A 13,231-nucleotide genomic window follows, 5' to 3' on the forward strand; every position below is an offset into this window, starting at 1 on the left:
GGCGCTGCGTCTACAGCGGCTTGCGCGAGGCTTGCGTATCGAGCAGGGATCCGGCCGTTCCGGTCCGGAAGAAGGCGCCTGATGCCCCGCGCGTCGACTCCCACCACCGCCGACCCGGCGCTCGACGCCGCCGCACTCCTGCGGCGCATCGGCTTCTTCGGCCTGTTCGTTGTGCTCCCCGTCCTGGCGCAGGTCGCCCGCCGCGCCTCGGTGATCCTCGCGCCGATCGCCGTCATTTTGCTGATCATCGCCAGCGTGATCGACCGGCGGCAGCGGCCGGTGCGCTCCTCCGCCTACCGCCTGCTGACGGCGCCGGCCTTCCTGGCGGGGATGCTCGTGGTGCTCTGGTCGGCGCTGTCCCTGACCTGGACGCCGTTCCTCGGGCCGGCCCTGGAGCGCCTCGTCAACCTCGCGGCCACGATCGGGCTGGCCCTGCTCGGCTATCTCGCCCTGCCCGACCGGATGCGGTCCGCGAACCTCTACCTGCTGCCCCTCGGAATCGTCGCAGGCGCGATCGTGGCGATCATGCTCGGGCTGTTCGGCGCCCACATGGCGCCGGCCGGGACCGAGGATGATGGCGCGCTCGACCGCGGCCTCGTGCTGCTCATCCTGCTGGTCTGGCCGGCGCTGGCATGGCTCCGGTCCCGGCGCCGCGACCGCGAAGCCCTGGGGGTCGCCCTGCTGGTTGCCCTGGCGCTCACGGTCCAGCCGGACGCGACCCAGATCGCCGCCCTGGCGGTCGGTTCCGTGGCCTTCGCGGTGACGAGCTACCGGCCGAAGCTCGGCGTGACGCTCACCGCCACCCTGTCCGCCGTCCTGCTCGCCGTGGCGCCGCTGCTGCCGTTCCTGGCGCGGCCCGTGGGCGCCGCCGTACTCGGTCCATTGGCGCCGGCGGTGCTGTCGCTGAAGAGCTGGCAGAAGGTGGTGACCACCGATCCGGTGCGGCTGATCACCGGCCACGGTTTCGAGACGGCCCTGCGCGGCCGCCTGGTCGGGCTGCTGCCGCTGAATGCGCCCACGACCGCTCTGTTCGAGTTCTGGTACGAGCTCGGAATCGTCGGGGCCCTCGCCGCAGCCTTCGCGCTCTACGCCTCGATCCGCCGGTCCGGGCGCGAAGGTCCCGCCCTGGTTCCCGGGGAGATGGGGTGCTTTGCGGCGGCCTTCACGGTGGCCTGCCTGGGCGTCGGGCTGACGGCAATCTGGTGGCTGACGACGCTCGCCATCGCGACCGTGGTGTTCGTGTCCGTGGAGCGGGGCCAGTTCCGCACCAATCGGCCGAAGGTCGCCAAGCTGCACCGCGTGATCGCCGGCCAGGGCTGAGGGTCAGCGCCGCTGGAAGCCGTGGAGGCGGATCCAGGCCAGGAACAGCCCGGGCCAGGCCGCCGCCGGCGTGCCGGGGGCACCGAGGCCGAAGCCGTGGCCGCCGCGCTCGAACAGGTGCAGTTCGGCCGGCACCCGCGCCTTGCGCAGGGCCGAGAACATCAGCAGCGGATGATCGGCCACCGCCACGGGGTCGTCGATCGCCTGGGCCAGGAAGGTCGGCGGCGTGTCCGGGCCGACCTGCAGGTCGACCGAATAGGTCTTCATCTCGGCCGGGGTCACGTCGTCGCCCACGAGGATCCGGCGCGTATGAGTCCGGTCGAAGGGTTTTCGCATCGTGATGACCGGATAGATCAATCCGGCCAGCGCCGGCCGCACGGGCTGCGCGTCGACGGTATCCACCGCGGCGTAGAGATCCAGGGCGCTGCCGACCGCGGTCTCGCCCATCAGGTGGCCGCCAGCCGAGAAGCCGAGCACGCCGACTCGAGCCGGGTCGATGCCGAACTCCGTCCCCCGGGCCCGGACCAGCCGGACGGCGCGCTGGGCGTCCTGGCGCGGCGCGTCGGGGCCCGAGCCCCAGCCCTCTGCCGGCAAGCGATAGACCAGCAGGAAGACCGTGATGCCGGCCGCATTCAGGACCCGCCCCACCGGGACGCCCTCGTTGCCGAGGGCGATGAACTCGTAGCCGCCCCCGGCCGCGACGATCATCGCGGCACCGTTGGCATTGGCCGGCCGCATGACCAGCAGGCAAGGCCGCGCCACCCGAGTGATGTCGCCGACAACACCCTCGACATAGCGGTAGCCGTCCGCGTCGGGCCCGCTGCCACCGCCTGGCGCCTCGCCCGGCCAGAGATCGATCACCTGCAGATCCGCCCCCGGCAGGGAGCGGGGCAGCGCCCGGATCGATTCATGCGAGGCCGGTTCCGGCGGCCCGTCGCTGGCGGCCCGCGCCGAGCGCAGGCCGAAGGCAGTCCCGAATCCGGCGAGCAGCAGGCGGCGGTCCAGGCGCAAGGGCGTCTCCCGGAAAAGCGACAGGTCGGGACCGGCGCGCGGTGCGGCCGGCTCCCGAAGGCGCGCCGGTCCAACGCCGCGGAGGGCCCCGGGGGTCCCGGACCTCAGCCGCGCCGTGCGATCACCGCGACGTAGAACCCGTCGGTGCCGGTGCGATGCGGGGTCATCTGGATGCCGTGAAGCGTGGTCCGCACCGCCGCCGGCAGCGAGGCCGGGCCCGCTGCGAGCACATCAGCGGCGGCGACCACGTCGAAGCGCCCGCGCCAGCGCGACAGCAACCCGTCCACGGCGGCGTCGTTCTCCGCGGCCAGCAGCGAGCAGGTCACATAGACGATGCGGCCGCCCGGCCTGACCAGCCGCGCCGCCCGGTCGAGGACCTGGGCCTGCTCGGCGGTCCGCAGGGCGAGGCTGCCGGGGCGCAGGCGCCACTTGGCGTCCGGATTGCGCCGCCAGGTGCCCGAGCCGGTGCAGGGTGCATCGACCAGAACCCGGTCGACCGTACCGTCTAGATCCTCCAGCACGTCGGCCCGCGCCTTGCCGCCCCGCGGCGTCCGGATCTCCGCCACGGCCCCGGACCGGCGCAAACGCTCGTGGATCGGCGCGAGCCGGCGCGGGTCGCCGTCGGTGGCGATCAGGCGGGCGCCGTTTCCGGTCTCGGCCGCGAGCGCCAGGGTCTTGCCGCCGCCGCCGGCGCAGAGGTCGACGATGGTCTCGCCGGTTCGCGGATCGGCCAGGAGGGCCGCGAGCTGGGAACCTTCGTCCTGGATCTCGTACCAGCCGTCGAGGAACTCGGCCTCGACATGGAGCGCCGGGCCGCGCCCGTCCGCACCGATCGGCACGCGCAGGCCCTGGGGGGCGTGCGGCGTCGGGGCCGCATCGAAGGCGGCGAGCGCCGGCAGCACGTCCTCGCGGCGGCCGCGCAGGGCGTTGACCCGGATGTCGAGGGGCGCGCGCCGGGCCAGGGCCTTCAGTTCCGGGATGAGGTCGTCGCCCAGAGCCGCCGCGAGGTCCGGCAGCACGAAGGCCGGGGCGTCCCCCGCCACCTCGGGCGGGGCGTCGTTCAGCGTGCCGCTGTCGAGGCGGGCCTGCTCCTCGGCGGTCAACGGCGCGGGCGCGAAGCGGTCCCCGGAGAACAACGCGGCCACCGAGGCCGCGGCCAAACCCTGCTGGAGCCGCAGAGCGCCGATCAGGACCGCGCGCGGGGTATCCGAGCCCATGATCCAGGCCGCGGACGACCGTCGGCGCAGGGCGTCGTAGACCAGGCTGGCGATGCCGGCCCGGTCGCCGGAGCCGGCGAAACGGTGGGCGAGGCCCCAATCCTTCAGGGCATCGGCCGCCGGCCGGCGCCGGTCTACGATGTCGGTGAGCACCTCGATGGCGGCGGAGCAGCGGGCGGCGGGGGTCAGGGGTCTGTTCCTTCAGAATGAGTCGAACAAGGCGCGAAACGGCCACGCTTGTCCCACGATGCCGCCACGATACGGCCGAGCTTCGAGCACGATCGCGGCTCAGAACGCGTCCGGGTGGTCCGCCGCGCGGATCGCCGCGTGTCGTATGGCATCCACCCGTCGCGGACCAGGGCGGTCCGAGACCGGGCGGACACCGGGAGTCTCTCAGCGCATGTCGTCAGCCGTTCGCATCGCCCTCGCGGCCCTGGTCGCCGCCTCCCTCGCCGCCTGCGCGAGCGCACCGGCCGCCCAGCCGGATCTGACGCCGCCGCCGCGCCGGCCGGTCGACGCCAAGACGCAGCTCGAATACGGCGCGCCGCCGGCGCCCCCGCCCGGCCGCTACTGAGTTGGCGGCGGCTCAGGCCGCCTCCCGCCCCTTCCGCGCCTCGTAGGCCTTCAGCCCCGTATAGACCTGCGTGAGCAGCGGGAAGGCCGCCGCCGGGGCAAGCCGCCGGCCGCGGGCGATCAGGTCGCCGATCACGTGATCCGCCTCGATCCGCCCGCCATTCTCGATGTCGCGCAGCATCGAGGCCGTGAAGGTCGAGCCCGCGGCGGTGAGCTGCCCCCGCGCCCGCTCGGCCACCACGGTCCGCGGCGGGAAGCCGCTCGCCGCGGCCACGACCGTGCATTCCCCGTGCAGCGCCGCCATGAAATCGGCGCCGCCAGGCGCCGCCACGATGTCGCCGACGGCGGCGCGCATCAGGGTCGTCGCCCCGGCCAGCGTCGCGAGGAACACCCACTTCTCCCACATCTCCAGCAGGATCGCGTCGCTCAGGCGCGGCTGGAACTTCAGGCCGCGCATGAGGGTGTCGACCGCCTCGATCCGGGCCGTGCGCGCTCCGTCCCACTCGCCGTAGGTGATGCTGCACAATTCGCTCATGTGGCGGATCGCGCCGTCCGGCGCGAGGGTCGCGGCGATGGCGCAGGAGCCGCCGAGCACGCGCTCCGCGCCGAAGCGGGCGTCGAGGGCATCGAGATGCGACAGGCCGTTCAGCAGGGGCAGGATCGCCGTCTCCGCCCCCACCGCCGGGGCGAGATCCGCCAGCGCGCTGTCGAGGTCGTAGGCCTTGCAGGACAGGACGATCAGGTCGAACGCGCCCGCCTCCGCCAGCCGGTCGGCGGTGACGGTCTGCGGATTCGGGATGTGCAAATCCCCGAGCGGCGAGTGCAGGACGAGGCCGTTCGCGGCGAGCTTCTCCGCCCGGGCCGGCCGGACCAGGAAGGTCACGTCGGCGCCCGACTCGGCGAGGCGCGCCCCGTAATAGCCGCCGGTCGCTCCGGCCCCGACGATCAGCGTGCGCATGGGGATCCTCAGGTCCGCGACGGATAGTTCGGGCTCTCGCGGGTGATCGTCACGTCGTGGACGTGGCTCTCGCGCAGGCCGGCATTGGTGATGCGGATGAAGCGCGCCCGCTCCTGAAACTCCGGGATGGTCGCGCCGCCGACATAGCCCATGGCGGCGCGCAGGCCTCCGGCGAGCTGGTGCAGGACGTTGCCCACCGGCCCCTTGTAGGGCACCTGCCCCTCGATCCCCTCGGGGACGAGCTTGTGGGTGTCGTTGACCTCGGCCTGGAAGTAGCGGTCGGCCGAGCCCCGCGCCATGGCGCCGACCGAGCCCATGCCGCGATACGACTTGTACGAGCGGCCTTGATACAGAAAGACCTCGCCCGGGGCCTCGTCGGTGCCGGCGAGCAGGGAGCCCAGCATCGCCACCGAGGCGCCCGCGGCGATCGCCTTGGCGAGGTCGCCGGAATACTTGATGCCGCCGTCGGCGATCACCGGAATGTCGGCCTCGGCGGCGGCCTCCACGGCCTCCATCAGCGCGGTGAGCTGCGGCACGCCCACCCCCGCCACGATCCGGGTCGTGCAGATCGAACCCGGGCCGATGCCGACCTTGATCGCGTCCGCCCCGGCATCGATCAGCGCCTGCGCGCCCTCGCGGGTGGCGACGTTGCCGGCCACCACCTGCACGGCGTTCGACAGCTGCTTCACCCGGGCGACGGCATCGAGCACCTTGATCGAGTGGCCATGCGCCGTATCGACCACGATCACGTCGCAGCCGGCATCGATCAGGCGCTCGGCCCGCTCGAAGCCGCTGTCGCCGGTGGTGGTGGCGGCCGCCACCCGCAGGCGCCCCTGCTCGTCCTTGACGGCGAACGGGTAGGTGATGCGCTTCTCGATGTCCTTGACGGTGATCAGGCCGATGCAGCGGTAATGGTCGTCGACGACCAGCAGCTTCTCGATGCGGAACTGGTGCAGCAGGCGCTTGGCCTCGTCCTGGGTCACGCCCTCGCGGACGGTGATCAGGCGGTCGCGGGTCATCAGCTCGGCGACCGGCTGCGCCGAATTCGTGGCGAAGCGCACGTCCCGGTTGGTCAGGATGCCGACGAGCTTGCCGCGCGACCCGTTCGGACCCCGCTCCACCACCGGGATCCCGGAGATGCGGTTACGCTTCATCACCTCGAAGGCGTCGGCCAGGGTCTCGTCCGGATGGATGGTGATCGGGTTCATCACCATGCCGGACTCGTATTTCTTCACGAGCCGGACCTGCTCGGCCTGCTCGGGCGGCTCGAGGTTGCGGTGGATCACGCCCATGCCGCCGCTGGCCGCCATGGCGATGGCCATCGGCGCCTCGGTCACGGTGTCCATCGCCGAGGCGAGGATCGGTAGATTCAGGGGGATCGACCGGGTGAGGCGCGAGGCGACGTTGACCTCGGTCGGCATCACCGAGGAGGCGGCGGGCCGCAGGAGCACGTCGTCGAAGGTCAGCCCTTCGATGATCGATGCGGAGTCTACTTGGGCCATGTGCCAACTTTCCTCGGACGGCCGCGCCTGTGGGCTCGCGCAGCGGGATCGGGTTGGCAAGTGGCAGTATCACGGGGTCCGCGGTGGCGCCAATGCGCCGTCGCCGCGCCGCAGCGGGAAAACACGCATGGCTCCCCCGCTTTTTCGCACTCCGATCGGCGCGGTCAGCGCCTCGCCTTCGCGGGTCCCTGATCGGTGTATTCGGGCGGCAGGCCGATATAGTCGCCCAGGATGCCGTCGATCCCCGGGGCCCGGCCATAGGCCTCGCAATCCGGGTCGGGGGGCGCCTCGCCCAGGGTGGTGACGCGGATACGGTCCCAGGTCGGCAGGGTGTTGGGAGCCGTGAACGGGTCCGTGCCGGTCGCCAGCAGGTAGCTGAAATCCTGGCCGAAATCCCCGGCGAGGTCGTAGGCGTCGCTCGCCCGGGAGAAGCGCGGCTGGCTGGTGAAGGAGTTCGCGGCCCCGCCCCAGACCATGGCGGCGCGCTGCTCGCGCCTCCGGTCCAAAGCCTCGGCCTCCACGGTGAGGCTGCCCAGCCCGATCGGCACCCGCGGGATCGGCACGCGCCCGATGCCCTCGGCGGCGCTGAGCCCGAACTGGGAAGCGACCGTGACCCCGGCCGAACCCGCGATGGTCGCGCCGGCGCCGAGGAGATCCGTGGGATCGACGCGGGTGACCTGGGCGCGCACGGTCAGGTCCGCGTCGCGCCCGGTCACGACATCGTATCTCAGCGACAGGTCGTAGCAGAGCGCCCGGTCGGCGGCGTTGGCGATCAGGCGGCGCTCGGCTGCGGTCAGCGGCACGGCCCCCGCCACATCGGCGTGGAACGCCGTCGGGATGATGCGCACGGTGCGCGCTTTGGCCAGCGCCGGCCGGTCCACGTAGATCCGGGCGGCGGACGCGACCTGATCGCTCGCCTTGAGGCGATCGTAGCGGGTCAGCGAGCCGCGATCGTTGAGGAGGACGGTGCCGCAGGCCGCCACCATCGAGAGGAGCGCGACGCCGGCGGCGATCCGCGGCAGGGTGCGGGCCGGGCTGGGGCTGGGCTGCATCGAACTCCTCGTGACCCGGCGCCGTGCCGAATTGCGCCGACATCACGGCGGCGTGATCGAGACATAGCGATCGAGCCGCGCGCAAAACAGGTAACGGCGCCCGCTGCGCAACGTCTGTTGCAGGATGGATACATAAGCGAAACACGAGGATGCGAGGTCGCCGCCCTGCCGTGCAACCGGCGCGGCGTGCCGCGCGTCTGCCCCCCGATGCCCTCCGCCGCCCAAAAACCGCTCTGGATCGTCCCCCTGACGGTCGCCACCGCGCTGTTCATGGAGAACACCGATTCGACGGTGATCGCCACGGCGCTGCCGAGCATCGCCGCGAGCCTCAGCGAGGACCCGATCGCGCTGAAGCTCGCCCTGACCTCCTATCTCGTCAGCTTGGCGATCTTCATCCCGGTGAGTGGCTGGATGGCCGACCGCTACGGCTCGCGCACCGTCTTCCGCGCGGCGCTCGTGGTGTTCATGGCCGGCTCCCTCGCCTGCGCGGCCGCCAACGGGCTGGCGTGGTTCGTCGCGGCGCGGTTCCTCCAGGGCATGGGCGGGGCCATGATGGTCCCGGTCGGGCGGCTGGTCGTGCTGCGCAGCGTGCCGAAATCGCAGCTCGTCACGGCGCTGGCCTACCTGACCTTCCCGGCCCTCGTCGGACCGGTGCTCGGCCCGCCGGTCGGGGGCCTGATCACCACCTGGTTCGACTGGCGTTGGATCTTCTTCATCAACCTGCCGATCGGCTGCGCCGGGATCGTGCTGGCGACCCTGTTCTTCGAGGATGTCCGCGAGCCCGAACGGCCGCCCCTCGACATCCTGGGTTTCCTGCTGCTCGGGACGGGGCTCGCCGCGCTGATGCTGGGCCTCGCCTCGATGGGACGCCACCTGCTGCCGCCCGCCGTCTCCTGGGGCTGCCTTGCCGGCGGCGCGGTGCTGCTTCCGCTCTACTGGGCCCATGCAAGGCGGGTCGCCCACCCGATCGTCCGGCTCGACCTGATGCGCCGCTCGACCTTCCGGGTCGCGGTGCTCGGCGGCAGCCTGTTCCGGATCGGCACCGGGGCGATCCCGTTTTTGCTGCCGCTGATGCTGCAGGTCGGGTTCGGGCTCGACGCCCTGCATTCTGGTCTGATCACCTTCGCGGCAGCGGCCGGCGCGATGTTCGTGAAGACCCTCGCGCCGAAGATCCTGCGCCGCACCGGCTTCCGGACCCTGATGACGTGGAACGCGCTGCTCGCCTCCGTCTTCCTGGCGGTGAACGGGCTCTACACCGCGCAGACGTCCCATTGGATCATGGTGGCGCTGCTGTTCGTGGGCGGCTGCGCGCGCTCGATCCAGTTTACCTGCGTCAACGCCATCGCGTATGCCGATCTCGAATCCCGCGAGATGAGCGCGGCCACGAGTTTTGCCAGCGTCTGCCAGCAGCTGTCATTGAGCCTCGGCGTCACCCTCGGCGCCCTGGCGCTGGAGGGGACCGCGGGCCTCCACGGCCGGACGCAGATCGAGGCGGCCGATTTCGGGCCGGCCTTCTTCGCCGTGGCGGTGATCTCGGCGGTCTCGGCGCTGGCCTTCCGCCGCCTGACGCCGGATGCCGGGTCGGAGATCTCGGGACGCCACGCGATCGCCGCCGCCGCTCCCCCTCCGACCGCCACCGCCGCCGAGATGCGGCCGCGGCACGGCTAGTTGCCGCTCAGGCCGCCGCGCGGGCGGGGGAACGGCCGGGCGGCCGCTTGGCGCCCCTGGCCGCGGGGGCCTTGCCGGCGGTCTTCCCGGTGGGCTTCGCGCCCTGCGGCGCCGCACCGGAACGCCAGCCCTGCCAGCTCCAGGCGCCGGGGCCCGTCAGGGCGTACATCAGAAAACCGCCGGCCAGGCCGAGATCGGCCAGCAGCAGCGTGCGCTCCGCGACCGCCGCCGGGCCGATGTAATGCCAGAAGGCGTGAAGCACGAAGGCGGTCAGGGCCGCGAAGACGGCGAGCGCCAGCCCCGTGAGCCGCGGCAGCACGCCCAGGATCAGCGCGAGCGGCCCGAAGACCTGCACGACCACCGCGGCCGTGGCGACGGCGTTCGGGAACGGCACGCCGGACCCGGCCAGCGTCAGCGCGAAGCCCGAGACGTTGAGGGCCCGGGCGATCCCGGTGGGCAGGAGCGCGGCGGCCAGGAGCAGCCGCGCGGCGAGAAGCGTTCCGTCCTGGGCGCGGGCGATCATGGGGGGTCCGGTCGGCGGCGAAGCTGACCGGAGCTTGGCCCGGTCCGCTGAAGACCGGGTTAAGCCGCCGCCTCAGCCGGAGACGCCGCCGCGGAACAGGCGTCCGCGCTCGGTCCAGGCGACGACGACCAGCGCCAGCCCGCCGAGGCCGGCATAGCCGAGGCCCACCGGCACCACCGTCCCGTCGAAGGACTGCCCGATCAGGAAGCCGCAGAGGGCGCCGAGGAGGGTGGTGTAGAAACCGAGGAACGAGGAGGCGGTGCCGGCGATCGCACCCAGCGGCTCCAGGGCGAGCGCGTTGAAGTTCGGCATGGCGAAGCTGATCAGGAACTGGTTCAGCGCCAGGATCGACAGGAACAGGGCCAGCGGCGGCTGGCCGTGATAGGCGAGCCCGACGCCGACCTGGAGCAGGCCGACCGCCGTGAAGGCGATGACGCCGCCATGGGACAGCGCCCGCATCCCGAGCCGCCGGACGACCCGGGCGTTGATCAGCGTCGCCGTCCCCATGGCGCCCGCCACCAGCCCGAAGGCCAGGGGAAAGAGCGGGCCGAGATGGTACAGGCCGGTATCGAACACCTGCTGGGCCGAGCCGACATAGCCCATGATGCAGCCGGTCATCAGCCCGAGGGCGGTGGCGTAGCCGACGGCGACGCGGGTCCGGAGCGTCAGGCGGATCGCCTCCCAGGTGGAGGCCGGCGAGAGCGGCCGGCGGTATTCCGGGTGCAGCGTCTCGGGCATGCGCATCGAGAACCAGAGCGTCAGCCAGAAGGCCAGCACCAGCATCGAGACGAAGACGTAGACCCAGGAGCCCAGCGCCAGCATCATGCCGCCGATCGCCGGCGCGACCATCGGGACGATGAGAAACACCATCATGGTGAGCGACATCACGCTCGCCATCTCGCGCCCCGAGAAGCGGTCGCGCACGATCGCCACCGAGAGGACGCGCCCGCCGGCCGCGCCGATGCCCTGGATGATTCGGGCCGCGAGCAGCCAGCCGAAGCTGGGGGCGATCATGGCGAGCCCACAGCCGACCACGTAGATCGCGAGGCTGACCAGCAGGACGGGCCGGCGCCCGACGGCGTCGGAGACCGGCCCGTAGACGATCTGCGCGAAACCGAAGCCGATCATGTAGACGTAGACGAGGAGCTGCAGCCGGTTGGGATCCGGCACGGCGAAGCGCGCCTCGATCGCCGGGAAGGCCGGCAGCAGGTTGTCGATCGAGATCGCGGTCACCGCCATCATCAGAGCGATGATCGCGACGAACTCGACGAAGCCCGGGCCCGACCAGGGGCGTGGGGCGCGGGTCTCCTGGACCGGCGGCACGGGCCGGATCACGACTGTCAAGGCGGGCTCACGGGATGCGCGGGGACGGGCCGATCAGGGCTCGCTCATCGCGGCACACTTATGACGATCCCGCCCGCCCGGCGCAGCTCAGGCCGGCAGCGGGTGCAGGGCCGGTTCGGCGGGCCTGCGCCCGACGAAGCCGGCCATCAGCGCCGCGACGAGACAAAGCAGCCCCGCCGACACGAAGGCGCCGAAATAGGTTCCGGTATCGGTCCGGACCATGCCGGCGAGCCAGGCCGCCGAGGCGGCGCCGATCTGGTGGGCGGCCGCGATCCAGCCGAACATCAGCGCGGCGTTCTCCTCGCCGAAGGATTTCCCCGCGAGCTGCACGGTGGGCGGCACCGTGGCGATCCAGTCGAGCCCGTAGAACACGGCGAACAGCGAGAGGCCGTAGAAGCTGAGGTCGAAGGAATAGGGCAGGAAGATCAGGGACAGCCCGCGCAGGCCGTAATACCAAGCCAGGAGCTTGCGCGAATCGAACCGGTCCGTGAGCCAGCCCGAGGCCGTGGTGCCGATCAGGTCGCAGATCCCCATCAGCGCGAGCAGCCCCGCCGCCGTCACCTCGGCGATGCCGTGGTCGATGCAGGCGGGGATCAGGTGCGTGCCGACCAGCCCGTTGGTCGAGGCACCGCAGATGAAGAACGTGCCGGCGAGCAGCCAGAAATCCCGGGAGCGCAGGCCCACCCGCAGGCCGCGCAGGGCGCGCATCGCCGGGTTCTCGGTGAGGACCGGCGTCGGCGTCACCGTGGTTTCGCCGTAGCGCGGCAGGCCGAGATCCGCCGGGCGGTCGCGCAGCAGCAGGGCGGCCAGCGGGATGAGCGCGAGGGTCGCGGCCGCGACCACCAGCGAGACCGAGCGCCAGCCCTGCCCCACGGCCAGGGAGGCCAGCACCGGCAGGAAGACGAGCTGTCCGGTGGCGCTGCTCGCCGTGAGCATTCCCAGCACCAGCCCGCGACGCTTGCCGAACCAGCGCCCAGCCACGGTAGCCCCGAGCACGTTGGCGACCATGCCGGAGCCGGAGCCGACCACGACGCCCCAGAGCAGAACCATCTGCCACGGCGCGGTCATGAGGCTGGTCGCGGCCGTGCCGATCGCCAGGATGAGGAGCGCCGTACAGACGGAGCGACGCAGGCCGAACCGCTCGATGATCGCCACCGCGAAGGGGCCGATCATCCCGTACAGGAAGATGTTGAGCGCGATCCCGACCCCGATCATGGACGCGGTCCAGCCGAATTCCCGCTCCCAGGGCACGATCAGCACGCTCGGCGTGGCGCGCACGCCCGCGCCGACGAGCAGGACCAGGAAGGTCACCGCGGCGACGATCCAGGCGTAGTGCAGGCGCGGCGCGGGACGCGTCTCGGCGAGGGATGGCATGGTCGGGCTCCGGGGCGAAGGCGGGTCGGTCAGGAGGCGGCGATCAGGGCTTCGGCCAGGGCGGCGACGGCTCCGGGCTCGACCCGGGCGGCGATGCGGGCCTGCGCCGCGCGCCAATGGGGCATCGCGGCCGCGATGGCGTCCCGGCCGGGCTCGGTCAGCACCACCACCCGCTCGCGCGCATCCGCCTCGCCGGCGGCGATCCGCACGAGGCCCCGCCGCTCCAGCGGGTCGAGGTTGCGCGCCATCGTGGTCCGCTCCAGCGCCGCCTCGGCGGCCAGCCGCGTCACCGGGGTCGGTCCCAGGCGGTCCAGAAGGCGCAGGATCGCGAATTGCGTCACCCGCAGACCGGAGGGCCGCAGGGCCGCGTCATAGGCCGTGGTGACGGCGCGCGTGGCGCGGCGCAGGGCGGAGCAGGTGCAGGGCTCGGTCGAAGGGTGATCCATCACAATGCGTGTATATGCACATTTCCGCGCGTGCTCAAGCGGATCCTGACGGTTCGCGCCGTTCGACATGCACCGGTGCCCAAACCGCCGGGGCGTGTCATCGACACGGCAGGCCACGCTGCTATCCCTAGGACGCGCGCCGCCGGAGGAGACACCGGTTCCGGCGGACGAGGGCGCATCACGATGAAGGCCGCGCCGCTCCCGACGACTGCCGGATCGGGATCTGCTCAAGGTCGGCAACCC

The 13,231-nt window shown here is 72.2% G+C and carries 12 protein-coding genes; 3 read left to right on the forward strand and 9 right to left on the reverse strand.

Annotated features, from left to right (window positions below; genetic code table 11):
- The first annotated feature begins 81 nt into the window (after positions 1–81).
- The gene (locus AC3IF1_RS26295) at positions 82–1,320 is read left to right on the forward strand and encodes a peptide ABC transporter permease (RefSeq protein ID WP_489219984.1); all 1,239 of its coding nucleotides are present in this window, start codon (positions 82–84) and stop codon (positions 1,318–1,320) included.
- Between the two features lie 3 nt (positions 1,321–1,323).
- Here AC3IF1_RS26295 and AC3IF1_RS26300 read toward each other — a convergent pair whose 3' ends face one another.
- Positions 1,324–2,331, reverse strand: a complete 1,008-nt coding sequence (locus AC3IF1_RS26300) for an alpha/beta hydrolase (RefSeq protein WP_489219985.1) — start codon at positions 2,329–2,331, stop codon at positions 1,324–1,326.
- Between the two features lie 104 nt (positions 2,332–2,435).
- Positions 2,436–3,737 (reverse strand): RsmB/NOP family class I SAM-dependent RNA methyltransferase, encoded by a 1,302-nt coding sequence (locus tag AC3IF1_RS26305; RefSeq protein ID WP_489220477.1) that lies wholly within the window; start codon positions 3,735–3,737, stop codon positions 2,436–2,438.
- A 211-nt stretch (positions 3,738–3,948) separates the two neighbouring features.
- Here AC3IF1_RS26305 and AC3IF1_RS26310 point away from each other — a divergent pair, with 211 nt between their 5' ends.
- On the forward strand, positions 3,949–4,122 hold the full coding sequence (locus tag AC3IF1_RS26310) for a hypothetical protein (protein ID WP_243965640.1): 174 nt from the start codon (positions 3,949–3,951) through the stop codon (positions 4,120–4,122).
- Between the two features lie 12 nt (positions 4,123–4,134).
- Here AC3IF1_RS26310 and panE read toward each other — a convergent pair whose 3' ends face one another.
- The 3 genes from panE to AC3IF1_RS26325 form a co-directional block, all read right to left on the reverse strand.
- Positions 4,135–5,079, reverse strand: a complete 945-nt coding sequence (panE, locus tag AC3IF1_RS26315) for a 2-dehydropantoate 2-reductase (protein ID WP_489219986.1) — start codon at positions 5,077–5,079, stop codon at positions 4,135–4,137.
- A gap of 8 nt (positions 5,080–5,087) precedes the next feature.
- Positions 5,088–6,581 carry an IMP dehydrogenase gene (guaB, locus tag AC3IF1_RS26320; RefSeq protein WP_489219987.1) on the reverse strand — a complete coding sequence of 498 codons (1,494 nt, stop codon included), beginning with the start codon at positions 6,579–6,581 and terminating at the stop codon, positions 5,088–5,090.
- Between the two features lie 164 nt (positions 6,582–6,745).
- Positions 6,746–7,633, reverse strand: a complete 888-nt coding sequence (locus AC3IF1_RS26325) for a DUF3313 domain-containing protein (RefSeq protein WP_489219988.1) — start codon at positions 7,631–7,633, stop codon at positions 6,746–6,748.
- A gap of 207 nt (positions 7,634–7,840) precedes the next feature.
- Here AC3IF1_RS26325 and AC3IF1_RS26330 point away from each other — a divergent pair, with 207 nt between their 5' ends.
- Positions 7,841–9,301 carry an MFS transporter gene (locus tag AC3IF1_RS26330; protein ID WP_489219989.1) on the forward strand — a complete coding sequence of 487 codons (1,461 nt, stop codon included), beginning with the start codon at positions 7,841–7,843 and terminating at the stop codon, positions 9,299–9,301.
- Between the two features lie 7 nt (positions 9,302–9,308).
- Here AC3IF1_RS26330 and AC3IF1_RS26335 read toward each other — a convergent pair whose 3' ends face one another.
- From AC3IF1_RS26335 to AC3IF1_RS26350, 4 genes are all read right to left on the reverse strand, one after another.
- Positions 9,309–9,824 carry a DoxX family protein gene (locus AC3IF1_RS26335; protein ID WP_489219990.1) on the reverse strand — a complete coding sequence of 172 codons (516 nt, stop codon included), beginning with the start codon at positions 9,822–9,824 and terminating at the stop codon, positions 9,309–9,311.
- Positions 9,825–9,896: 72 nt separating this feature from the next.
- Complete coding sequence (locus tag AC3IF1_RS26340) at positions 9,897–11,063, reverse strand: multidrug effflux MFS transporter (protein WP_489220478.1); 1,167 nt, start codon at positions 11,061–11,063, stop codon at positions 9,897–9,899.
- Positions 11,064–11,255: 192 nt separating this feature from the next.
- On the reverse strand, positions 11,256–12,542 hold the full coding sequence (locus AC3IF1_RS26345) for an MFS transporter (RefSeq protein WP_489219991.1): 1,287 nt from the start codon (positions 12,540–12,542) through the stop codon (positions 11,256–11,258).
- Between the two features lie 29 nt (positions 12,543–12,571).
- Positions 12,572–12,988 carry a MarR family winged helix-turn-helix transcriptional regulator gene (locus AC3IF1_RS26350; protein ID WP_489219992.1) on the reverse strand — a complete coding sequence of 139 codons (417 nt, stop codon included), beginning with the start codon at positions 12,986–12,988 and terminating at the stop codon, positions 12,572–12,574.
- Positions 12,989–13,231: the final 243 nt, after the last annotated feature.

The sequence above is a fragment of the Methylobacterium sp. E-012 genome, from assembly GCF_057836545.1.

What these genes read in the sequence shown, in the direction of transcription:
- AC3IF1_RS26350 (WP_489219992.1), bottom strand. Translation starts at nt 12,988, where the DNA reads ATGGATCACCCTTCGACCGAGCCCTGCACCTGCTCCGCCCTGCGCCGC.
- AC3IF1_RS26340 (WP_489220478.1), bottom strand. Translation starts at nt 11,063, where the DNA reads ATGGCGGTGACCGCGATCTCGATCGACAACCTGCTGCCGGCCTTCCCG.
- panE (WP_489219986.1), bottom strand. Translation starts at nt 5,079, where the DNA reads ATGCGCACGCTGATCGTCGGGGCCGGAGCGACCGGCGGCTATTACGGG.
- AC3IF1_RS26330 (WP_489219989.1), top strand. Translation starts at nt 7,841, where the DNA reads ATGCCCTCCGCCGCCCAAAAACCGCTCTGGATCGTCCCCCTGACGGTC.
- AC3IF1_RS26310 (WP_243965640.1), top strand. Translation starts at nt 3,949, where the DNA reads ATGTCGTCAGCCGTTCGCATCGCCCTCGCGGCCCTGGTCGCCGCCTCC.
- guaB (WP_489219987.1), bottom strand. Translation starts at nt 6,581, where the DNA reads ATGGCCCAAGTAGACTCCGCATCGATCATCGAAGGGCTGACCTTCGAC.
- AC3IF1_RS26345 (WP_489219991.1), bottom strand. Translation starts at nt 12,542, where the DNA reads ATGCCATCCCTCGCCGAGACGCGTCCCGCGCCGCGCCTGCACTACGCC.
- AC3IF1_RS26325 (WP_489219988.1), bottom strand. Translation starts at nt 7,633, where the DNA reads ATGCAGCCCAGCCCCAGCCCGGCCCGCACCCTGCCGCGGATCGCCGCC.
- AC3IF1_RS26295 (WP_489219984.1), top strand. Translation starts at nt 82, where the DNA reads ATGCCCCGCGCGTCGACTCCCACCACCGCCGACCCGGCGCTCGACGCC.
- AC3IF1_RS26335 (WP_489219990.1), bottom strand. Translation starts at nt 9,824, where the DNA reads ATGATCGCCCGCGCCCAGGACGGAACGCTTCTCGCCGCGCGGCTGCTC.